Raw genomic sequence first — 22,055 nt, forward strand, 5'->3', positions numbered from 1 at the left:
ACGGCAGGGGCCGTCCTCATGCGGCCCCTGCCACCCCCCTCATACCGGAGCCACCCCCTCATGCCCGATCGCCGCCTCACGGCAGTGACCGCCGCCCTCACCGGCCTGCTCCTCCTGGGCTCCGCGGCCACGGCGCACGCCCACGGCGACACCATCCATCTGACCGTCACGGTGTCCGCCGGCCACCCCGTCACCAAGGCGACCTGGGAGGACGACGGTCACCCCGTCAAGGACAAGGTCGCCGGCACCCTCACCGCCACCTCGGCCGACGGCACCAGCGTCGGGCCCTGGCGGTTCGTACCAGTAGCCGGTGAGCCCGGAACGTTCACCACCGCCGAAGCGCTGCCCGCCGGTCACTGGACCATCACGGCACAGACAGCCTTCCCGGCGCTCGGCCGCGCCGAGTCCCAGGCCGACGTGGCCCCCGCGCCGGTCGCCCCGTCGGCCGCCGCGCCGGCAGCGGCAACACCTCCGGCGGCAGCACCTCCGGCGGCGGCCCCTCGTACCGAATCCGACGGCGGACCTGGCGTAGGCACCCCGTTGGCCATCGGCGCCGCCGCCCTGCTCGTCGCCATCGGCGGCCTCGCCATCTTCCGAGTGCGGCGCCGCCGGAACCGCCCTTCCTGATCAGGACGACCACCTTGATCAAGACAAAGGAAACCCCCATGCACAGATTCCGCAGGAATTCCCGCATACCCGCTCATACGCCGACCCGCCGACGGGCCCGCATGAGGACACTCGCGTCCACCGTGGCCGCCGCCCTGTCCGCCGGCCTCCTGCTGGCCGCCGCCCCGCAGGCCCAGGCCGCCACCACCGGAACGGTCGTCGGCGGCCAGGGGAACTTCCCCACCATCAACCAGCGGTCTCTGCCCACCCTGTCCTCCAACGTCACCGGCAGCTCTCCGGTCGGCGACCACATCCCCATGGTCTGCCGGACCACCGGCGACGCCGTGGAGAACAACTCGCGCTGGATCTGGTCCGGCGCGTACTACCTCGCCGACGCGTTCATCCGCGAGGACACCGGCAGCCTGCCGGTCTGCAGCTCCACCCGGCCCACCAGCTGGACGGCCCTCAACATCGGTATGCAGAAGCAGGTCCAGAACCAGTGGTGCTGGGACGCCTCCGGCCTGACCATCGCCAACTACTGGGGATACACCGGCTACACCCAGTACGACTTCTGCCGACTGGCCGCCCAGAACAGCTGGCTGGACTGCAACAACCAGCCCGCCACGCTCGGCGACATGGCCAACGCCCTCAAGAACATGGGCTTCCGCAACAGCGGCACCGACCTGTACCGCAGCGCGTCCTTCAGCGAGACCCAGACCGAGATCGCGAACGGGCGCCCGTTCGCCGTCCGCATCGGCTGGACCTCCGGCGGCGGCCACATGAACGTCATCTACGGCTACGACAGCACCAGCAACATGGTGGCGGTCGGCGACCCGTGGCCCAGCACCCAGACGTACACCTGGTGGAACTACTCCACCTACGCCGGAAACAACTCCTTCCGGTGGACCCACTCGCGCACAGGCATCCACGGCTAGAGGACCCACCATGCACCGTACGACCACACGCGCCGCCGTCCTGTTCGCGGCCGCTGCCGCCACCCTGTGCGCGGGCGCTCCCGCGCAAGCCGCCGACCGCCCTGTCGCACCCGCCGCGACGGACTACACCGCCGCGCAGCAGGTGCTGCGCTCCGGCCAGGTCCACGACACCGTCTCCCGCTTCCTGACGGCCGCCGAGCACCGTACGGCGGCCTCCGGCGCGGACGGCGGCACGGCCGGCAGCCCGCGCGGCCTCGTCCAAGCCCCCGCCACCTCGACCGGTTTCGACCTCAAGAAGCCCGTGCCGCTCTACGAACTGTCACCCGAGTTCGTCACCGGTAAGACCAAGCCGACCGCAGCCGCGGCTCTGCGGCTCTCCTACCTCGTCTCCCGTGTCTCCGCGGCCGACGGCCACCAGGCCGCTGTCCTGCTCGCCCAGAAGCAGGGCGGCCACGCCTGGGAGCTGGCGGGGATCCGCGACGGCGACGCGGACGTCGGCACCGCCGAGCGCGGGACCGATCAGGCACAGACCTTCATGGAGCCTCAGATCCACGCCTGGTACCGGGTGACCAGCAACGGCACCGTCGAACCACTCAACAAGGAGGCCGGCGTGGCCCTCCAAGGCAAGCCGCACGTCACCCTCAAGGCCTACCAGCAACTCGTCGCCAAGCGCTACAGCGACAAGCTCCCGGGCTCGGCCTACGACCGCAAGGGTCTCGCCGGCGGTTACGCCCCTGTCGAAGACCGGGCCGCCACCACGACGGCCGCCGCCACCACAACGGCCGCTGCCGCCGGTTCCTCACGTCCCTGGCTCCCTGCCGCCTCCGGCGCGGTAGCCCTGTCGGCGGCAGGCGGAGGGCTCCTGCACCTGCGCCGCCGACGGCGCTCCTGACGTACGGCGCCCCCGGGACGAGCTCCCGGTCAGGGCGCGGCGGGTGAGGCGCCGGGCGGCACCACCGGCCGGCGCCGGGGGTGGCGGAAGGCCCGTGATCCGGGAAGGCCCCCTTGCCCCCACCCCCCACCCCCGCCACCATCCCCCCATGACCCCCCAAACCGCACAGAAGATCCTCGCCGACAACTTCGCCCCCTGGGTGCTCGATCTGAAGCTCGCCGTCGTGGAGGTCGGGGAACGGCACGCCGTGTTGCGGCTGCCGTGGGACGCGCGGCTGGCGCGGGACGGGGGCGGGATGTCGGGGCAGGCCCTGATGGCCGCCGCCGACACCGCCACCGTGATCGCCATTTCCGCTGCCCGGGGCGCGTACGGGCCCATGACCACCGTGCAGCAGTCCACCAGCTTCCAGCGGGCCGTCGTCGGCGCGGACGTGCTCGTCGACGCGCGCGTCACCAAGCTCGGGCGGCGCATGGCCTTCGCCGAGATCACGCTCACCGCCGAGGGGGAGGGGGAGGGGGAGATGGCGGACGGGCCCGCCGCTCGGGCCAGCGCCGTGTATGCCCTCTTGGGGTAGGACCCGATACCGCCCTCTTGGGGTAGGACCCGATACCACCCTCTCGGGATAGGAGCCGATACCGCCGCGTCCCCCGGGCTTGTCTGACGACACGTCAGATAGCAAGCTGGACGCGGCGGTCGCGTGACGGGCCGTCAGGTGTACGTACGGTCCGCCCACGCCAAGGAGGCCCGGTGCCAGCGCACGCCCTCGTCTACGGGATGCAGCTCCCCATCCAGTCCCAGAGCACCCTGTACGCCGAACCCTGGGAGGCCGGCGCCACCCCGGACGACCTCGCCGAGATCGCGCGGGCCGCCGACCGCGCCGGCTTCCACTACCTGGCCACCTGCGACCACGTCGCCATCCCCCGCCGTCTCGCGGGCGCGATGGGCACCACGTGGTACGACCCCGTCGCCACCCTCGCCTACCTCGCGGCCCTGACCACCCGCACGCTCCTGCTCAGCCACGTCGCCGTCGTCGGGCTGCGCCACCCCCTCCTCACCGCCAAGCAGTACGCGACCCTGGACCACCTCAGCGGCGGCCGGCTGGTCCTGGGGGTGGGCGCCGGACACGTACAGGAGGAGTTCGAGGTCCTCGGGGCCGACTTCGCGCACCGGGGGGCCGTGCTCGACGAGAGCGTCGACGCGCTGCGGGCCGCGCTGGGGTCGGAGGAGTTCCCCGAGTTCCATGGGCGGCTCTTCGACTTCCAGGACCTCGGGCAGCGGCCCCGGCCCGCGCAGGAGCGCGTGCCCATCTGGGTCGGCGGTTCCTCGCCCGCCGCCGTCCGGCGCGCCGCCCTGCGCGGCGACGGCTGGCTGCCGCAGGGCGACCCCCGGGACAAGCTGCCGCACCAGATCGCCCGCATCAGGGAGGTGCGGGAGAAGAACGGGATCGAGCGGCCGTTCTGCGTCGGCGCCATCGCCGAGCCCCTGTACGTGGGCGAGGCGCGCTGGGACCTCGGGCGCCGCACCCTCAGCGGCAAGCCCGACGCCCTCGCCGACTCCCTGCGCGAGTACGCCGCGCTCGGCGTCCACCAGATCCAGCTGCGCTTCCGCTCGCGCGGGCGCGCCGAACTCATCGACCAGATCGCGGCGTTCGCCGCCGACGTGGCCCCACACCTCACCTAGGGAGTCGGACATGGGCAAGCTGGACGGGCGGGTCGTCCTCGTCACGGGCGCGGCGCGCGGGCAGGGCGAGCAGGAGGCGCGGCTCTTCGCGGCCGAGGGCGCCAAGGTGGTCCTCGCGGACGTGCTGGACGAGCAGGGGGAGGCGGTGGCCAAGGAGCTGGGGGAGGAGTCGGCGCGGTTCGTCCATCTCGACGTCAGCCGGGAGGAGGAGTGGATCGCCGCCGTCGGCCTCACCAAAGAGGCCTTCGGGCACCTCGACGGGCTCGTCAACAACGCGGGCATCCTCCGCTTCAACGAACTCGTCGCCACCCCCCTCGAAGAGTTCCAGCAGATCATCCAGGTCAACCAGGTGGGCGCCTTCCTCGGCATCAAGTACGCGGCGCCCGAGATCGAGGCGGCCGGCGGCGGCACCATCGTCAACACGGCCTCGTACACCGCGCTCACGGGCATGGCGTACGTCGGTGCGTACGCCGCCACCAAGCACGCCATCCTCGGCCTCACCCGCGTCGCGGCGGTGGAGCTCGCGGCGAAGGGGATCCGGGTGAACGCGGTGTGCCCCGGGGCCGTGGACACCCCGATGACCAACCCGGCGGCCCTGGACCCGACGGCCGACCCGGAGGAGTCGAGGGAGGCGGTGGCCGAGCTGTACAAGCGGCTGGTGCCGCTGGGGCGGATCGGGCGGCCGGAGGAGGTGGCGGCCCTCGCGCTCTTCCTGACCAGCGAGGACTCCGCGTACATCACGGGCCAGCCGTTCGTGATCGACGGCGGCTGGCTGGCCGGGGTGAGCCTGTTCTGAGCCATCCCTGACTTGGCGTCAGGTATTGACGACGTCGGACGCCGGTGGAACAGTCGCCGTATCGTATGAATCTGACGAGGCGTCAGAAACGCTGACAGGGACGGTGAACCTCCTTGGAATTCGGGCTGTTTGTACAGGGATACGTGCCCGTGGCACGCTCGTCGGTCGACCCCCAGGCGGAGCACAAGGCGCTCATGGAGGAGACCGAATACGTCATCCAGGCGGACAAGTCCGGCTTCAAGTACGCCTGGGCCTCCGAGCACCACTTCCTGGAGGAGTACTCGCACCTGTCGGCCAACGAGGTCTTCCTCGGCTACCTCGCCCACGCGACCGAGCGCATCCACCTCGGCTCGGGCATCTTCAACCCGCTCGCGCCGGTCAACCACCCGGTCAAGGTGGCGGAGAAGGTCGCGATGCTCGACCACCTCAGCGAGGGCCGCTTCGAGTTCGGCTCCGGGCGCGGCGCGGGCTCCCACGAGATCCTCGGGTTCATGCCGGGCATCACCGACATGAACCACACCAAGGAGATCTGGGAGGAGACCATCGCGGAGTTCCCCAAGATGTGGCTCCAGGACGAGTACGTGGGGTTCCAGGGCAAGCACTGGTCGCTGCCGCCGCGCAAGGTCTTCCCCAAGCCGTACGGGAAGTCGCACCCGGCGATGTGGTACGCGGCCGGGTCCCCCTCGTCGTACGCCATGGCCGCGAAGAAGGGCCTGGGCGTCCTCGGCTTCTCCGTCCAGAAGGTCTCGGACATGGAGTGGGTCCTGGAGCAGTACAAGACGGCGATACGGGAGGCGGAGCCGATCGCGGACTTCGTCAACGACAACGTGATGGTGACGTCGACGGCGATCTGTGCGGAGACGCACGACAAGGCGGTGGCCATCGCGGCGGCGGGCGGCCTGAACCGCCTCCAGTCGCTGGTGTTCCGCTACCACGACACGTTCCCCCGGCCGGAGGGTGTGCCGGAGTGGCCCGAGCTGCTGCCCGAGTACACCACGGAGATCATCGAGCTCCTCATCGCGGAGGAGCTGATGATCTGTGGGGATCCGGACGAGGTCACGCGGCAGTGCAAGCGGTGGGAGCAGGCGGGGGCGGATCAGCTGTCGTTCGGGCTGCCGATCGGTGTGCCCTACGAGGACACGATGACCACGATCCGGCTGATCGGGGAGCATGTCATCCCGAAGATCGACACGGATCCGGTACACCGGACGACCCGATTCCGCGAGGCCGCGGGCGCCTGAGCGGGCGGTTCGTCTGCGGGCCGGTGGTGGGTGGCTCGCGCAGTTCCCCGCGCCCCTATAGGGGCGCCCCTGCGGGGCGCATTTAAGGGGCACGGGGAACTGCGCGACCAGTTGGGGACGGCCCGCAGACGAACACCCGCCCCAGGGGCGAAGCCCCCGGCCGCCCGCCAGAGGGCTTTAGGGAAGGGGCGGGGTGGGGGCCGAACAAGGAGCACGGGGTCGCGGCATCCCGGACCGTAACCCCGTCCACCCCGGCCGGAGGCCACCCGGCGGCGGCCCGCCGCGCGTGACCCCCGGCCGGGGCACACCCACGCTCCGGAGGAGCCGGCAGAGAGGGACAGCATGATCGATCACCTGATCCGGCGCGCGACCGTCGTCGACGGAACCGGCGCCCCCGCCTACCCCGCCGACGTGGCCGTACACGAAGGCCGCATCGCGGAGATCGCCGAGCCCGGCACCCTCGCCCCGCAGAGCGCCCGTACCAGCGAGGACGCCCACGGCCTCGTCCTCGCCCCCGGCTTCGTCGACCCCCACACCCACTACGACGCCCAGCTGTTCTGGGACCCGTACGCCACCCCGTCCATGAACCACGGCGTCACCACCGTCGCCGGCGGCAACTGCGGCTTCACCCTCGCTCCGCTCCACCCCGACCGCCCCGAGGACGCCGACTACACCCGGCGGATGATGGCCCGGGTGGAGGGCATGGCGCTCAAGGCGCTGGAGGACGGGGTCGACTGGAGCTGGTCGACGTTCGGGGAGTATCTGGACGCCCTCGAAGGACGGATCGCCGTCAACGCCGGGTTCATGGTCGGGCACTGCGCACTGCGCCGGTACGTGATGGGGCCGGACGCCGTCGGAGGCCGGCCCACCCCGGCCCAGCTCGACGCCATGCTGCGCCTGCTCCACGACGCCATGGACGCGGGCGCCTGGGGCCTGTCCACCACCCAGTCGTCCACCCATTCCGACGGCGACGGCCACCCCGTCGCCTCCCGGCATGCCCGGCCCGCCGAGCTGCTCGCGCTCTCCAGGGCGGTCGGGCAGCACGAGGGCACCCAGATCGAGGCGATCGTGGCCGGGTGCCTCGACCAGTTCTCGGACGAGGAGATAGACCTCCTCGTGGAGATGTCCGCCGCCGCCGGGCGCCCCCTCAACTGGAACGTCCTCACCATCGACGCGGCCGTCCCCGAACGCGTCCCCCGTCAGCTCGCCGCGAGCGAGCGCGCCCGCCGCGCGGGCGGCCGCATCGTCGCGCTGACCATGCCGATCCTCACCCCGATGAACATGTCGCTGGGCACCTTCTGCGCCCTCAACCTCATCCCGGGGTGGGGGGACATCCTCAACCTTCCCGTCCCCGAGCGGGTCGCGAGGCTGCGCGAACCCGCCGTACGCGCCGAGATGCTGCGCCGCGCCGAGAGCAAGGAGGCTGGGGTCTTCCGGCGGCTCGCGGACTTCGGGCGGTACGTCATCGGGGACACCTACTCCGAGGCGAACGCCGGGCTCACCGGGCGTGTGGTGCGCGACATCGCCGCCGAGCGCGGCCAGGACCCCTTCCACTGCCTGGTCGAGATCTGCGCCAACGACCGTCTGCGTACGGTTCTCTGGCCCATGCCGACCGACAACGACCCGGCCAGCTGGGCGCTGCGCCAGGAGACCTGGCAGCACGAGGACGTCCTGCTCGGCGGCTCCGACGCGGGCGCCCACCTGGACCGGATGTGCGGAGCCCCGTACACCACGCGCTTCCTCGGGGACTGTCTGCGCGGCCGCAGGCTCGTACCGCTGGAGCGGGCCGTGCAGATGCTCAGCGACGACCCGGCGCGGCTGTTCGGGCTGCGGGAGCGGGGCCGGATCGAGGAGGGCTACCACGCCGACCTCGTCCTCTTCGACCCCGAGCGCATCGAGGCCGGCCCCGCGACCCTCGTCCACGACCTGCCCGGCGACAGCCCGCGCCTGGACTCCAAGGCGATCGGCGTCGTCTCGGTCCGGGTCAACGGCGTCGAGACGATCCGCGACGACGTGGTGACGGGCGCGGTGCCGGGCACGGTCCTGCGCTCCGGCCGCGACACGAGGACGGTGTCCGTCAAGTGACGCTGTACGAGCCGAAGTTGTTCATCGACGGCGCGTGGGTCGAGCCCGACGGCGGGCAGTACGAGATCCTCGACCCCGCCACCGAGGAGGTCGTCGGGCTCGCCCCCGAGGCGAGCCGGGACCAGGTGTACGCGGCGGCCGCCGCCGCCCGGGAGGCCTTCGAGGGCTGGTCCCGCACCGCCCCCGAGGAGCGCGCCGCGATCCTGGACCGGGCGGCGGACGTCATCCAGCGCGAGTTCACCCCGTACGCCGAACTCGCCCGCGCCGAGACCGGCGCCACCACCGCCACCGCGCGCGGCATGCAGGTCGCGGTGGGCGCCGCCCGCTTCCGGCGGTACGCGAGGGGCGCCCTGGAGCCGGTGGAGAGCGCGATCGCGCCGCAGATCAACGAGGCGGGGCCGATGGGGCGGGCGGGCGTCTTCGGGGCCGTCGCCGTCCGCCAGCCGGTGGGGGTGATCACCTGCGTCACCTCGTACAACAACCCCTGGGCCAACCCGGCGGGGAAGGTCGCGCCCGCGCTCGCCATGGGCAACACGGTGGTGGTGAAGCCCGCGCCCCAGGACCCGCTGTCGGTCTTCCGTATGGCCGAGGCGCTGGCGGAGGCGGGCGTGCCGAGGGGGGTGGTGAACGTGGTCACCGGCTCGGCCCCGGCCGTCGGGGAGGCGGCCGTGGACTCCCCGGACGTCGACATGGTCAGCTTCACCGGCTCCACGGCGGTGGGGCAGCGCATCGCGGAGGTGTGCGGCCGGGGCATGAAGCGCCAGCTCATGGAGCTCGGCGGGAAGGGTGCGGCGGTCGTCTTCGAGGACGCGGACGTGGGGGCGGCGGTGATGGGCATCGGCACGACGTTCTCGTTCTACAGCGGCCAGATCTGCACGGCCCCGACCCGGGTGCTGGTGCACCGGGCGGTGCATGACCGGCTGGTGGAGCAACTCACCGCGTATATCGGCCACTTGAAGGTGGGCGATCCCGCGGAGGCGGGCACGGTGGTGGGGCCGGTGATCTCTGCGGCGCACCGCGACCGCGTCGAGTCGTACGTGGAGCTAGGCCGCAAGGAGGGGGCGCGGGTGGTGGCCGGCGGCGAACGTCCGCCGCTGGAGCGGGGTTTCTATGTGGCCCCCACCCTCCTCGTCGACTGCACCAATGACATGCGCGTCGTCCGCGAGGAGATCTTCGGGCCGGTCGTGGTCGTCGTCCCCTTCGACGACGAGGAGGAGGCGGTGGCGCTGGCCAACGACAGCGACTACGGCCTGCTGGACTATGTGTGGTCCGGTGATGTGGCGCGCGCCTTCCGTGTCGCCCGTCGGCTGCGGGCGGGGGGCGTCGGCGTGAACACGATCGGCCGGAACATGGAGGCGCCGTTCGGGGGGTTCAAGCGGAGTGGGGTGGGCCGTGACGTCGGCTCGTACGCGCTGCACGCGTACAGCGAGATGCAGGCGATCGTCTGGCCGGGCGGCAGCTAGCCGGGCTTTCGTCTGCGGGCCGGTGGTGGGCTGGTCGCGCCCACCACCGGCCCGCAGTCGACGAACAACCCGCCCGGTCGAACTCCTAGTCGCCCAGGAACACCGGGTTCGTGAACGCCGCCAGCGGGCCCGGCAACCCCGCCACCAGTGGCGGATGGCGGACCTCGGCCCGTACGTACGTCGCGTACGACGCCGTGGTCCGCCACTCCACCGCCCCCGCCGGCGCGGTGAACAGCGTCCCCTGGTCCGTGACAAAGGCGGCCGTGCAGCCCGGCGCACCGGTGACATCGAGCCGCACGGTGACCGGCTCGTCGCGAGCCACCCGCAGCCTCTCGCCGATGCCCGCGTGGCCGCCACGGCCGCCGGAGACGGTGAAGGCGAGGGAGAGCGCCGACGACTCCGCCACGTAGGAGTGGCCCGCCTTCAGGCCCGCCTGGATCGCCTCCCGGGACAGGTCGTCGGCGAGGACGACCGTCTGGGGGCCGCCGATGCGGTCGGGGTCGCGGTGCGCGTCGCTGTTGCCCATCGCCGGGGTCCAGGAGCCGCCCGAACGGCCCGCCAGGGCGAGCGTGTTGTCCCACTCCTGGAGCGAGACCTCGTCGTCCGGGGTATACGGGCCGTTCCACACCTCCACCGCGTCCGCCTCGCCGAACCCGAACTTCCAGTTGCAGCCGACGCAGGTGGCGTGCGGATGCGCCGGGACGACCAGGCCCCCGGCGCGGCGGATCTCCCGGGCGAAGCGGCCGAAGCGGTTGTCGCGGGCGCGGTAGCGCCAGTCGACGAAGGTGCCCGGGTCGGTGCCGAGCGCCAGCACGTGCCCGTTGCGGGTGGTGATCTCCTCGCCGGTGAGGATCAGCAGGTCGTCGCCCCACAGGCCCTCCCACGCCGGGTGCGAGGCATGGGTGTTGTGGTCGGAGGTGTTGATGAAGTCCAGGCCCGCCGCCCGCGCGAGCGCCGCGATCTCGGCCGGGGTGCGCTTGCCGTCCGAGTACCAGGAGTGCAGATGGCAGTCGCCCCGGTACCAGGCCCGGCCCCGCCCCTTGGCCCGCGGCGGCGGGTACACGGGCTTGGGCGTAGTGCCCCGCTCGCCGGACTTCAGGGTGATCGTCACGGTGTACGGCAGGCCCTGCGGCGCGACCGTGTACGGGCCGAGCACGATGTGCCAGGTCCCGGCGCGCACCGGGCCCGGGATGTAGCCGGGCGTCGCCGCGTCCGCGCGGATGAAGAACTCGGTGCGGGCGCCGCCCGACCAGCCCCGGAAGCCCCGGCCGCCCAGCTCCGTGCCGCGCTCGTCGAAGATGCCGATGTCCAGGGCGTTGTTCTGGGTGCCCGCCGGGACCGTCGCCTTCTCGTACGTGTACGACACCGCGATCTCGCGCACCCCGCGCGGGACCTCCACCGGCAGATACACGAAGTCGGGCGTGCCGGGCGGCAGGGTGCCGGCGACGACCCGGGTCCGCTCGGCGGGGGCGCCGCCGCTCTCGCCGCCGGGGGCCGCGCTCGCGAAGCTCACGGTTCCGAGCGTGAGCGCGGTGGCCGCGCCGGTCGCGAACAGCGCGCGGCGGCCGATGGTCCTGTCCTCGGGGGTGCTGTCCTCGGGTCCGGTCATGGCCAGTGCTCCCAGGGGGGTGGAAGGGGCGGCTGGGTGGGTGTCCACAGTCGTACGCCTCCGTGAACTCCGCTGCAAGGGGCGGAAGTTGGCGGATGGCCGGTCGATGACCGGCCGACGGCCGCATCGCTCTCTTGCACCCTCGACCCGCCGGGGATAGGAAGTGGGGATGCGTATCGCCACCACGATCTTCCTCACCGACGAGACGATCACTCCCGTCCGGCTCGCCCGCGAGCTGGAGGAGCGCGGATTCGCCGGGCTGTATCTGCCGGAGCACACGCACATCCCCGTCGAACGGCTCTCGCCGTACCCGCCGGGCGGCGAGCTGCCGCGCCAGTACGGCCGCACCCTGGACCCGTTCGTCGCGCTCGGCCAGGTGGCCGCCGTCGCCCCGTCGCTGGGCCTGGGCACCGGCATCACCCTGGTCGCCCAGCACGACCCCATCGACCTGGCCAAGCAGGCCGCCACCCTCGACCACCTCTCCGGCGGCCGCTTCACGCTCGGCGTCGGCTACGGCTGGAACCGCGAGGAGGCCGCAGACCACGGGGTGGAGTGGTCCACGCGCCGTGAGCTGGTGCGCGACCGCATGGCGCTGATGCGGGCGCTGTGGGCCGAGAAGCCCACCGGGTACGAGGGCGCCTACGGCTCGGTGCGGCCCAGCGAGGCGCACCCCAAGCCGGTGCGGAACGGGGCGCCGCGCGTCCTGGTCGGCGGCGCGGCGGGGCCGAAGCTGTTCGCGCACATCGCGGAGTACGCGGACGGCTGGCTGCCGATCGGCGGCGGCGGGCTCACCGACTCCCTGCCGCTGCTCCGCCGGGCCTGGGAGGAGGCGGGCCGCGCCCCGGACGACCTGCGGATCGTCCCGTACGCGGTGCTCCCCTCGCCCGGCAAGCTCACCCACTACGCGGACCTGGGCATCGACGAGATCGTCCTCCAGCTGCCGTCCGGCGACGAGCGGACCGTACTGAAGGCGCTGGACGAGTTCGCGCCGTACGTGTGAGGGCGTAGGGGTAAGGACGTGCCTGTGAGGACGTACGTGTGAGGGCGCGGCGGCCGGCCGGTGCCGGGCCGCCGCGCCCCCCGCGGACCTCATCCGAGCGGGATGTCCAGGTACGACGGGTCCTCGTCGTCCGCCGCGATGTCGATGGTGGCGCGCGGCTGGTTGGCGTCGCCGTAGAACGGGTCGCGGGCGTCGATCACGAGCAGCAGCCGGTGCCCGGCCGGCACGTCGTAACCGGTGGCCTGGAGCGCGATCTCGGCCCGGACGCGCTGCCCGGGCTCCTTGCCGAGGTGGGTGAAGGGCGCGTGCGTGACGATGTGCGCGGCGCCGTCGGGGGAGACGTCGAAGAGGTGGGCGATCAGCGTCGAGTGGTGGGCGCTCGGCGTGTACGCGAGGTGCAGGCGCGGGATGCCGCGCAGCTTGGTGGTCACCGCCATCGGCTGGCTCGCCCACACCCCCGCGTCGGCGCGGTCGATCTCGTTCACCGCGTACACCTTCGGGTTGCCCGCCATCTCGGCGTACCCGGCGGTCACGATCGCGTCGGCCACCGTCGCCGGGGTGTCGGCGCCGGTCTGGATGCGGACGCTCCAGCCGGTGTCGGGCTTGTCGGCGAGACCGCCGTCGCCGTCGACGGCCGAGCCGGTCAGATAGAGGCGCTCGGTGCTGCCGGTGACCGCGTCCCAGGTGGGCCGCGACTCCAGCGCCGCGCCCCACATGACCTGGCTGACCACCTGGTCCTGCCCGCCCACGCCGTTGTCCACCTCCTTGAGGTGGTGGGCGAAGAACCGGTGCGCGTCCTCCCAGATCCGGTTGGGCAGCCCGAGCATGCCGGTCATCTCCGGACCGGAGTGGTCCCCGATGGACAGGTCGATCCGCTTGGGGCCGGTCAGTGCCTGGAACATCCGCAGGGTCTGGTTGGCCGGGAAGAGCGTCTCGTGCCAGGCGTGCGCGAAGAACACCGGCACGGAGCGGCGGTTGAGGGCGTCGACGTAGGTGAGCGGGGAGCGCTCGGCCGCCCACTCCAGCGTCTTCTCGATGTTGCGGTCGGCGAGCAGGTCGTCGAAGGCCCGCCGGGTGCGCTCGCTGAGCCGTGCGTCGCCCGCCGCGCTCAGCAGGGTGGCGACGGCGGCGACGTGGCGGGTGGAGTTCTCGTAGAACGCCTCGCCCACGTCGCCCCAGGTGGACAGGGCCGCGACCGCGTGGACGCGCTCGTCGCGGGCGGCGATCAGCTGGCTGATGCCGGAGCCGTAGGAGTCGCCGAGGAAGCCGAGCGCGGTGGGGGCGGCGCCCACCCGGTCGGTCAGGAAGTCGATGGCCTTGCCCGCGTCCTCGACGTCGAGCGGCCCCGCGACCTCCACCTCGCCGCCGGACGCGCCGAAGCCGCGCGCCGAGTAGACCAGGACGTTGTATCCGGTGGCCGCGAACCGGGTCGCCTGCGCCACGTAGACCAGCCAGCCGAGCGAGGTCCACGGCGAGGGCATGATGACCGCGGGCCGCTCCCGCGCGCCGGCCAGGTGCTTCCACAGCACCCCGTCGAGTTCGTCCCCGCGCGCCCCGGGGATCTTCACCCGGACCGGCAGGGCGACGGCCCTGGCCTCCTCGATCTCGGCGGCCCGCGCGGGCGCCACGTGCGTGGTGTCGCCGCTGGTGAGCGCCTCGAAGTACCGCTTGAGCGCGTCCTCGTCCAGCTCCGGGTAGAGGGTCGTCGGCTGCGTACGTTCTGATGTCACGTCAGTACCGTCCCGTTTCTCAGTGGTACGGATCGGATGGCGGATCGATCACCCCCGGGCCCGGAGCGACTCTCAGTATCGGTGTGAACACGGAGCGAGTTCCTGGCAGTCGGGGAAGATTGGCCGGAAAAGTGCGGGAACGCGAAGATCCCGGGCGGCATGTCGTCGTACGGGAACCGCTCGTATGCTCGGGGGATGACTCCGAGCGCGCAGCGACCGCAGGCAGACGCACCGACCGCCAACGCGATGCGGCGCGCGCTGAAACGAGCCAGGGACGGCGTCGCTCTGGACGCCACCGAGGCGGCCGTGCTGCTCCAGGCGCGCGGCGACGACCTCGTGGACCTGGCCGCCTCCGCAGCCCGGGTGCGCGACGCGGGCCTCGCGGCCGCGGGCCGCCCCGGAGTCATCACGTACTCCAAGAGCGTCTTCATCCCGCTCACCCGGCTGTGCCGCGACAAGTGCCACTACTGCACCTTCGTCACCGTCCCCGGCAAGCTGCGCCGGGCCGGGCACGGGATGTTCATGTCCCCCGACGAGGTCCTGGACATCGCCCGCCGGGGCGCCCGCCTCGGCTGCAAGGAAGCCCTGATCACCCTCGGCGACAAGCCGGAGGACCGCTGGCCCGAGGCCCGCGAGTGGCTGGACGCGCACGGCTACGACGACACCATCGCGTACGTCCGGGCCATCTCCATCCGCATCCTGGAGGAGACCGGCCTGCTGCCGCACCTCAACCCGGGTGTCATGTCGTGGACCGACTTCCAGCGCCTCAAGCCCGTGGCCCCGTCCATGGGCATGATGCTGGAGACCACCGCCACCCGCCTCTGGTCCGAGCCGGGCGGCCCCCACCACGGCTCCCCGGACAAGGAACCGGCCGTGCGGCTGCGGGTGTTGGAGGACGCGGGCCGCTCGTCAGTGCCGTTCACCAGCGGGCTGCTCATCGGCATCGGCGAGACGTACGAGGAGCGCGCCGAGTCGCTCTTCGCGCTGCGCCGCGTGGCACGCTCGTACCACGGCATCCAGGAACTCATCATCCAGAACTTCCGCGCCAAGCCCGACACCGCGATGCGCGGCATGCCGGACGCGGAGCTGGACGAGCTGGTCGCCACGGTCGCGGTGGCCCGGCACATCATGGGCCCCTCCGGCTGCCTCCAGGCGCCGCCCAACCTCGTCGACAGCGAGTACGGACGGCTGATCGGCGCGGGCATCGACGACTGGGGCGGGGTCTCGCCGCTCACCATCGACCATGTGAACCCCGAGCGGCCCTGGCCGCGGATCGAGCAGCTCGCCTCGGAGTCGGCCGCCGCCGGTTTCGAGCTGCGCGAACGCCTCTGCGTCTACCCCGAGTTCGTGCGGCGGGGCGAGCCCTGGCTGGACCCCCGGCTGCTGCCGCACGTCCGGGCGCTCGCGGACCCCGGGACGGGTCTCGCGCGGCCCGACGCGGTGGTCGAGGGCCACCCCTGGCAGGAGCCCGAGGAGGCCTTCACCGCCACCGGCCGCACCGATCTGCACCGCACCATCGACACCGAGGGCCGCACCTTCGACCGCCGCGACGACTTCGACGAGGTGTACGGCGACTGGGAGGCGCTGCGCGAGGCGGCCGCCCCGGGCCTGGTGCCCTCCCGCATCGACACCGACGTACGGGCCGCGCTCGCGACGGCCGCCGACGACCCCACCAAGCTCACCGACGACGAGGCGCTGGCGCTGCTGCACGCGGACGGCCCGGCCCTGGACGCGCTCTGCCGGATCGCGGACGAGCTGCGCCGGGACGTGGTGGGCGACGACGTCACGTACATCGTCACGCGGAACATCAACTTCACCAACGTCTGCTACACCGGCTGCCGTTTCTGCGCCTTCGCCCAGCGCCGCACCGACGCCGACGCGTACACCCTCTCCCTGTCCCAGGTGGCCGACCGGGCCGAACAGGCCTGGGATGTGGGCGCGGTCGAGGTCTGTATGCAGGGCGGCATCCACCCGGACCTGCCGGGCACCGCCTACTTCGACATCGCGCGAGCCGTCAAGGAGCGCGTGCCGGGCATGCACGTGCACGCCTTCTCGCCGATGGAGGTCGTCAACGGCGCCACCCGCACCGGCCTGTCGATCCGCGAGTGGCTCACCGCCGCCAAGGAGGCGGGCCTGGACTCGATCCCCGGGACGGCCGCCGAGATCCTCGACGACGAGGTCCGCTGGGTCCTCACCAAGGGCAAACTGCCCACCGCCACCTGGATCGAGGTCGTGAAGACCGCCCATGAACTGGGCATCCGCTCCTCCTCGACCATGATGTACGGGCACGTGGACCAGCCCCGCCACTGGCTCGGCCACTTCCGTACGCTCTCCCGCATCCAGCAGGAGACCGGTGGCTTCACCGAGTTCGTGACGCTGCCCTTCATCCACACCAACGCGCCGGTCTACCTGGCCGGGATCGCCCGCCCCGGCCCCACCACCCGCGACAACCGCGCGGTGATGGCGATGGCCCGCCTCCTGCTGCACCCGCACATCCCCAACATCCAGACCAGCTGGGTGAAGCTGGGCACCGAGGGCGCCGCCGAGATGCTGCGCTCGGGCGCCAACGACCTGGGCGGCACGCTCATGGAGGAGACCATCTCCCGGATGGCGGGATCGAGTTACGGCTCCTACCGCTCCATCAAGGACCTGACCGCGATCGCGGAGGCCGCGGGCCGTCCGGCCAGGCCGCGCACCACGCTGTACGGCGAGGTGCCGCGCGAGAGGCAGGACGCGGCCCACGCGTCGGACGGCCATCTGCCGCAGCTGCTGCCGGTGTTGGGGGACTGAGCGGCCCGGGTGCGCCAGGGGGTCGCATACTGATCCCATGGCAGTGGGCAAACCGTCGATGCAGGAGCTCATCCGCCGGCGCAGACGGGCCGGGTTCGTCGGCCGGCGGGACGAACTCGCCCTGTTCCGGGAGAACTTCGACGCCCCCGTCGACGACGAACGGCACCGGTTCGTCTTCCACGTCCACGGCGCCGCCGGAGTCGGCAAGACGTCGCTCGTCCGCGAACTGGAGCACACCGCGCGCGAGCGCGGCGCGGTGACGGCCTACGCCGACGAGGCCGTCAACAGCGTCCCCGAGACGCTCGCCGCGATCTGCGCGCACTTCACCCGCCAGGGCCACCCGCTCAAGGCCCTGGAGCGGCTCCTGGCCACCTACCGTCAGCGGCGGTACGAGGCGGAGTCCACCACCGCGCCCGCCGACCCGGCGGCACCCTCGCCCGGCTCCACCGCACTCGCCCAGGCGTCCCTGGTCGGCCTCGGCCTGGTGCCCGGCGTGGGCGTGCTCGCGGGCGGCATGGACGCCCAGCAACTGGCCCTGGGAGCCGAGCGGATGCGGGCGGCCCTGAGCGCCCGGTTCGGCAAGCAGGAGGACGTCCAGCTGGTCCTGGACCCGGTGAAGGTCCTCACCCCGGTCCTGGTCGCGGAGCTGGTGCGGATCGCCGACGACGTGCCGTGGACCGTCCTCTTCTTCGACACGTACGAACGCACCTCGCCGTTCCTCGACACCTGGCTGCGCGACCTGCTCACCACCGAGCGGTACGGGGCGCTGCCCGCCCAGGTCGTGGTGGTCCTCGCTGGCCAGCGCCGCCTGGACCCCGGCTGCTGGGCGGACTGCGCGGACCTGGTGGCGGAGCTGCCGCTGGACCTGTTCACCGAGACCGAGGCGCGCCAACTGCTCGCCGCCAAGGGCGTGGTGGACGAGGAGGTCGTCCGCGACGTGCTGCGGCTCTCCGGCCGGTTGCCCGTCCTGGTGTCCACGCTCGCGGAGAACCCCGGCGACGCGCGCGCCCCCGGCACCACCGCCGTCGACCGCTTCCTGAAGTGGGAGGGCGACCCCGTGCGGCGGGCGGCCGCGCTCGCCTGCGCGCTGCCCCGGCACATCGACGAGGACGTGTTCCGGGCGGCCGTCGACGAGGACGCGGCGGGCCTGTACGGCTGGCTGCGGTCGCTGCCGTTCGTCAGCGACCACGGCGGGCGCGCCCAGTACCACGGCGTCGTCCGCGCCGCCATGCTCGGCGTCCAGCGCACCGGCTCGCCGCAGCGCTGGACCGCCTGCCACCAGCGGCTCGCCGAAGCGATCGGCGCCCGCCGCGAGGCCGCCGCGGAGGCGGGCCCGGCACACCGCCTGTGGAGCGGGCAGCGGTGGCGCGAGCTGCGCCTGGAGGAGTCGTACCACCTGCTGTGCGCCCGGCCCGGGGCCGCGCTCGCCCAGATGCTCCGCGACGGCGTCGACGCCTGCGACGCCGGGCCCGCCGTCGCCCGCCGCTGGGCCACGACCCTGGCCGAGGCGGGCGAGGACGCCGACGCCGAGCCGCTGCGGCGCTGGGGCGCGGACTGCCTGGCCGCGCTCGCCGACGAACAGGGCGGCGTGGAGAAGGTGCTGGCCCTGCTGCTGTCCCGGGGCGGGCTCAGCGCCGAGGGCCGCGCGGGCGCCCATGTCGTACGGGCCCGGGAGCTGCGCCACGAGGGCAGGCACGCGCAGGCGCTGGCCGAGCTGGACCAGGCGATCGCGCTCGACCCGGGGCGGGTGCGGGCGTACTACAGCCGCAGCGTGGTGCGCAACGCGCTCGACGGCCCCGCGGCCGCGCTCCCCGACCTCGACCGGGCCTGCGAACTGGCCCCGGACGACGCGTACTACCTCGGCTACCGGGGCGACATGTACCGCCGGCTCGGCCGCTTCGAGGAGGCGCTGGCGGACCTGGACCGCGCGATCCTCCTCGACCCGGGCGACGCCTGGGCCCCCGCCAGCCGCGGCCGGATCCGCCACCAGCTGGGCCTCCTGGAGGGCGCCCTGGCCGACCTGGACCGGGCCCTGGAGCTGAACCAGGACTACGAGTGGGCGCTGGTGCGCCGCGCCCAGGTGCGCCGAGGCCTCGCGGACACGGCGGGCGCGCTCGCCGACCTGGAGCGCGCGGAGCGGCTGTCGACGGACCCGGCGTGGGTGGTCGGGGAGCGCGGCGACCTGCTGCGCTCGACGGGCCGCCACGAGGAGGCGGTGGCGGAGTACGGCCGCGCCTTCGCCCTCGACGGCGGGTACGCGTGGGCGCTGGGCAGCCGCGCCCTGTCCCTGGAGGCCCTGGGCCGCTTCGAGGAGGCCCTGGCGGACTACGGCCGGGCGCTGGAGCTCGATCCTGCCTACACCTGGTCCCTGATCATGCGCGCCCGCCTGCGCTCGGAACTGTCCGACCCCGAGGGCGCCCTTGCGGACCTCGACCGGGCGGTGGAGCAGGCGCCGGACGATCTGTACGCGCTGACCTGGCGGGGCCGGATGAGGCGCCGGCTGTGGCGGGTGGAGGAGGCGCTGGCGGACCTGGACCGCGCGGTCCGGCTCCACGCCGACAGCCCGTCCCCGCTGGTGGAACGGGCTTTCCTGCGGGCCGACCTGGGCGACACGGAGGGCGAACTGGCGGACCTGGAGCGGGCGGTGGAGGTCTCCGGCCCGGACGAGCGAGGAATCCGGGCGGTACGGGGAGAGGCGTACCGCCGGGCCGGCCGGTACGAGGAGGCGCTCGCGGACTACGCGGCGGCGGCCGAGGAGGACCCCCGGGACGCGGTGCCGGTGGCGGGCCGGGGCCAGGTGCTGCGGGCTCTGGGCCGCCACGAGGAGGCGTACGCGTGCCTGGTCCGTGCGGTGGAGCTCGACCCCGGCCAGGGGGCGCTGCACGCGGCGCTGGCGGCGGCCCTGCTGTCCCTCGCGCGCCCCGGGGAGGCGCTGTCGGCCCTCGACCGCGCCCTGGAGCTGGACCCGGAGATCGGCTGGGCGTACGGGCGCCGGGCGCGGGTGTGCCTGGCGGGGGGCGGCGCGGCGGGCCCGCTCCTCGACCACTGCCTGGAGCTGCTGGACGGCCGCGCGCGGTCCGGCCCCGCCCTCGCGGCCTCGCACCGGGCCCGGGGGAACCTCGGCCCGGCGGCGGACGCGGCGGCGTCCCTGACCGGCCCCGAGGGCGCGTTCCACCGGGCGATGGCGGCGAGCCGCCGGGGCTGCGCGTCCGCGCCCTGGCAGGGCGACGGCCTGGTGGCGGCCTGCGCCCGCGGCGACTGGCCCCGGGCGGACGAACTGCTCTCGCCGGCCCGGGACGTGTCGTGGGAGGAGGCGGCGGCGGAGGCGGAGGGGCTGGAGGAACTGAGGCTGTGCGCCGGGGGGTCGGGGGAGGCGCTGTCGACCCGAACGGAACGGGCATGGAGGCGCCTGGAGGGGTGCCCCCCACCCCACCCCTTCCCTTAGTCCCTCGCCGGGCGACCGGGGGCCGTACGTCTGCGGCCCGGCGGGGGCTGATCGCGCAGTTCCCCGCGCCCCTGGGAGGCCGGGGCTGAGCCTGCCCGTGAGACAGGCCGACGGGGGCCCGACCGGCACAAGTGGGCCCGCTCCCGACGGTCGGCCGGATCTTTAGGGGCGCGGGCCTGTGACATGTGCGGCTTCGCCGCGTGGGCGCGACCGGCCCGAGTGGGCCGCTCCGACGGACGGCCGGGCTTCCAGGGCGTGCGGTGCCGCCGCGTGGGCGCGACCAGCCCGAACGAGCCCGCTCCCGACGGACAGCCGGCCTTTAGGGGCGCGGGCCTGTGACATGTGCGGCTCCGCCGCGGGCGCGACCAGCCATGCACGGCTCGCAGACGAACGGGGTCCGGGGCGAAGCCCCGAAGGGGGTCTGGGGGCGTAGCCCCCAGCAGACCGCCTCAGCCACCCTCCCGCCCCCGGAGGGTTTAGGGAAGGGGCGGGGTGGGGGACAAAAACCGTTCAAAGGGCGCCCCTTCCCAAACCCCTCGCGGTCTTATTCGCCCGCACCCAATCAATTACAGTGCTGCGCCATGAGCGCAGCAGCCACCGGACCCACCACGTCCATATGGGGCCGCACCGAGCAACAGGACTTCCGCAGCCGAGTCCGCGGCAGCCTCCTCGGCGGCGCGATCGGCGACGCGCTCGGCGCACCCGTCACCCCCCTCCCCCTGGAAGCGATCCGCACCCGGTACGGCCCCGAGGGCATCACGGCCCCGACCGAAGCCGAGCCAGGCGGCGCCACAGGCGGCCCCCGCACCACCCCAACCACCCCCACCCAAACCCCCACCACCCCCACCGCCCGCATCACCGCCGCCACCCAACTGACCCTCTTCACTGTCGACGGCCTCATCCGCGCCCAGGTCCGCCGGGACACCGGCGCCTGGCACCCCCCGACCGACGTCCACCGCGCGTACCTCCGCTGGAGCGCCACCCAGCGCGACTGGGGACCGGACGAGCGCCGCAAGGACAACGGGTGGCTCGCCAAGGAGGAGTGGCTCTACAGCAGACGCGACCCCGTCCGCCCCTGCCTGCTCGGGCTCGCGGACGACGTCATGGGCACCCTCGACCGGCCCAAGAACCCCGAGGCCCGCGACCCCGCCGCCCTCACCCGCTCCGGCCCCTTCGGCCTGCTCGTCGGCTGGGAGCCGCAGCTGGTGCTCCAGCTGGCCGTGGAGTGCGCCGCCCAGACGCACGGTGACCCCGCCGCGTACCTCTCGGCCGGGGCCTTCGCCGTGATCGTGCACGGCCTCGCCCGGGGTGAGTCCCTGGACGCCGCCGTCCAGCGCACCCTCGCCCTGCTCGCCCAGCGCCCCGGCCACCAGCCCGTCACGGACGCCCTCCAGCACGCCCTCGGCGCCGTACGCCAGGGCATGCCCAGCCCCGGCCTGGTCGCCTCGCTCGGGGACGGCCACCTCGCCGAGGAGGCGCTGGCCATCGCCGTGTACTGCGCCCTGGTCGGCGAGGACATCCGCCACGGCCTGCTGCTCGCCGTCAACCACGACGGCCCCTCCGGCGCCACCGGCACCCTCTGCGGCACCCTCATGGGCGCCCTCCACGGCGAGACCGCCCTCCCGCCCGGCTGGCTCGCCGAGCTGGAAGGACGCTCCACGGTCCTCGAACTGGCCGACGACTTCGCCATGGAAATGACCCAGGGCCCGGCCCTGCACGGCCCAGCCGTCAACAGCCCGGGCTGGCTGGCGCGTTACCCCCGGGCGTAACCCCCGCGGAGCCG

At 73.4% G+C, this 22,055-nt stretch carries 15 protein-coding genes; 13 read left to right on the plus strand and 2 right to left on the minus strand.

Annotation, left to right across the window (positions count from 1 at the left end):
* The first annotated feature begins 60 nt into the window (after nucleotides 1-60).
* From AB0G17_RS17435 to AB0G17_RS17475, 9 genes are all read left to right on the plus strand, one after another.
* Nucleotides 61-627, plus strand: a complete 567-nt coding sequence (locus tag AB0G17_RS17435; RefSeq protein ID WP_361382643.1) for a hypothetical protein — start codon at nucleotides 61-63, stop codon at nucleotides 625-627.
* A gap of 101 nt (nucleotides 628-728) precedes the next feature.
* Nucleotides 729-1,541: a papain-like cysteine protease family protein gene (locus AB0G17_RS17440; RefSeq protein WP_361382646.1), complete on the plus strand. Its 813-nt coding sequence runs from the start codon at nucleotides 729-731 to the stop codon at nucleotides 1,539-1,541.
* Between the two features lie 10 nt (nucleotides 1,542-1,551).
* A complete protein-coding gene (locus tag AB0G17_RS17445) occupies nucleotides 1,552-2,433 on the plus strand; it encodes a hypothetical protein (RefSeq protein ID WP_361382649.1) in 882 nt (293 codons plus the stop codon).
* A 148-nt stretch (nucleotides 2,434-2,581) separates the two neighbouring features.
* A complete protein-coding gene (locus AB0G17_RS17450) occupies nucleotides 2,582-3,007 on the plus strand; it encodes a PaaI family thioesterase (protein ID WP_361382652.1) in 426 nt (141 codons plus the stop codon).
* A 200-nt stretch (nucleotides 3,008-3,207) separates the two neighbouring features.
* Nucleotides 3,208-4,113, plus strand: coding sequence for an LLM class F420-dependent oxidoreductase (locus tag AB0G17_RS17455; protein WP_361382884.1), 906 nt, complete (start codon nucleotides 3,208-3,210; stop codon nucleotides 4,111-4,113).
* A 10-nt stretch (nucleotides 4,114-4,123) separates the two neighbouring features.
* Entirely contained in the window at nucleotides 4,124-4,909 is a 786-nt protein-coding gene (locus AB0G17_RS17460) for an SDR family NAD(P)-dependent oxidoreductase (RefSeq protein ID WP_361382655.1), read from the plus strand.
* Between the two features lie 113 nt (nucleotides 4,910-5,022).
* Nucleotides 5,023-6,150, plus strand: a complete 1,128-nt coding sequence (locus AB0G17_RS17465; protein WP_361382658.1) for an LLM class flavin-dependent oxidoreductase — start codon at nucleotides 5,023-5,025, stop codon at nucleotides 6,148-6,150.
* A 342-nt stretch (nucleotides 6,151-6,492) separates the two neighbouring features.
* Nucleotides 6,493-8,235, plus strand: coding sequence for a D-aminoacylase (locus AB0G17_RS17470; RefSeq protein ID WP_361382661.1), 1,743 nt, complete (start codon nucleotides 6,493-6,495; stop codon nucleotides 8,233-8,235).
* Nucleotides 8,232-9,698, plus strand: coding sequence for an aldehyde dehydrogenase family protein (locus AB0G17_RS17475; RefSeq protein WP_361382664.1), 1,467 nt, complete (start codon nucleotides 8,232-8,234; stop codon nucleotides 9,696-9,698). Before AB0G17_RS17470 ends, AB0G17_RS17475 begins: the two co-directional genes overlap by 4 nt.
* A gap of 85 nt (nucleotides 9,699-9,783) precedes the next feature.
* Here AB0G17_RS17475 and AB0G17_RS17480 read toward each other — a convergent pair whose 3' ends face one another.
* Nucleotides 9,784-11,307 carry a CehA/McbA family metallohydrolase gene (locus tag AB0G17_RS17480; protein WP_361382667.1) on the minus strand — a complete coding sequence of 508 codons (1,524 nt, stop codon included), beginning with the start codon at nucleotides 11,305-11,307 and terminating at the stop codon, nucleotides 9,784-9,786.
* A gap of 169 nt (nucleotides 11,308-11,476) precedes the next feature.
* Between AB0G17_RS17480 and AB0G17_RS17485 the strand changes: the two genes are divergently transcribed.
* Complete coding sequence (locus tag AB0G17_RS17485; RefSeq protein ID WP_361382670.1) at nucleotides 11,477-12,307, plus strand: LLM class F420-dependent oxidoreductase; 831 nt, start codon at nucleotides 11,477-11,479, stop codon at nucleotides 12,305-12,307.
* An 89-nt stretch (nucleotides 12,308-12,396) separates the two neighbouring features.
* Here AB0G17_RS17485 and AB0G17_RS17490 read toward each other — a convergent pair whose 3' ends face one another.
* Nucleotides 12,397-14,037 (minus strand): CocE/NonD family hydrolase, encoded by a 1,641-nt coding sequence (locus tag AB0G17_RS17490; RefSeq protein WP_361382673.1) that lies wholly within the window; start codon nucleotides 14,035-14,037, stop codon nucleotides 12,397-12,399.
* A gap of 195 nt (nucleotides 14,038-14,232) precedes the next feature.
* Between AB0G17_RS17490 and AB0G17_RS17495 the strand changes: the two genes are divergently transcribed.
* The 3 genes from AB0G17_RS17495 (at nucleotide 14,233) to AB0G17_RS17505 (ending at nucleotide 22,041) form a co-directional block, all read left to right on the plus strand.
* A complete protein-coding gene (locus AB0G17_RS17495) occupies nucleotides 14,233-16,827 on the plus strand; it encodes a bifunctional FO biosynthesis protein CofGH (RefSeq protein WP_361382676.1) in 2,595 nt (864 codons plus the stop codon).
* Between the two features lie 37 nt (nucleotides 16,828-16,864).
* Nucleotides 16,865-20,272, plus strand: coding sequence for a tetratricopeptide repeat protein (locus tag AB0G17_RS17500; RefSeq protein ID WP_361382679.1), 3,408 nt, complete (start codon nucleotides 16,865-16,867; stop codon nucleotides 20,270-20,272).
* 581 nt (nucleotides 20,273-20,853) lie between these two features.
* On the plus strand, nucleotides 20,854-22,041 hold the full coding sequence (locus AB0G17_RS17505) for an ADP-ribosylglycohydrolase family protein (RefSeq protein ID WP_361382682.1): 1,188 nt from the start codon (nucleotides 20,854-20,856) through the stop codon (nucleotides 22,039-22,041).
* Nucleotides 22,042-22,055 lie beyond the last annotated feature (14 nt).

The organism is Streptomyces sp. NPDC023838 (genome assembly GCF_040639555.1).
Lineage (GTDB): Bacteria > Actinomycetota > Actinomycetes > Streptomycetales > Streptomycetaceae > Streptomyces.

Excerpts from the sequence above, each read along its gene's own strand:
- AB0G17_RS17435 (WP_361382643.1), top strand. The coding sequence starts at position 61 with ATGCCCGATCGCCGCCTCACGGCAGTGACCGCCGCCCTCACCGGCCTG.
- AB0G17_RS17440 (WP_361382646.1), top strand. The coding sequence starts at position 729 with ATGAGGACACTCGCGTCCACCGTGGCCGCCGCCCTGTCCGCCGGCCTC.
- AB0G17_RS17480 (WP_361382667.1), bottom strand. The coding sequence starts at position 11,307 with ATGACCGGACCCGAGGACAGCACCCCCGAGGACAGGACCATCGGCCGC.
- AB0G17_RS17500 (WP_361382679.1), top strand. The coding sequence starts at position 16,865 with ATGGCAGTGGGCAAACCGTCGATGCAGGAGCTCATCCGCCGGCGCAGA.
- AB0G17_RS17450 (WP_361382652.1), top strand. The coding sequence starts at position 2,582 with ATGACCCCCCAAACCGCACAGAAGATCCTCGCCGACAACTTCGCCCCC.
- AB0G17_RS17460 (WP_361382655.1), top strand. The coding sequence starts at position 4,124 with ATGGGCAAGCTGGACGGGCGGGTCGTCCTCGTCACGGGCGCGGCGCGC.
- AB0G17_RS17470 (WP_361382661.1), top strand. The coding sequence starts at position 6,493 with ATGATCGATCACCTGATCCGGCGCGCGACCGTCGTCGACGGAACCGGC.
- AB0G17_RS17505 (WP_361382682.1), top strand. The coding sequence starts at position 20,854 with ATGAGCGCAGCAGCCACCGGACCCACCACGTCCATATGGGGCCGCACC.
- AB0G17_RS17455 (WP_361382884.1), top strand. The coding sequence starts at position 3,208 with ATGCAGCTCCCCATCCAGTCCCAGAGCACCCTGTACGCCGAACCCTGG.
- AB0G17_RS17495 (WP_361382676.1), top strand. The coding sequence starts at position 14,233 with ATGACTCCGAGCGCGCAGCGACCGCAGGCAGACGCACCGACCGCCAAC.
- AB0G17_RS17485 (WP_361382670.1), top strand. The coding sequence starts at position 11,477 with ATGCGTATCGCCACCACGATCTTCCTCACCGACGAGACGATCACTCCC.
- AB0G17_RS17445 (WP_361382649.1), top strand. The coding sequence starts at position 1,552 with ATGCACCGTACGACCACACGCGCCGCCGTCCTGTTCGCGGCCGCTGCC.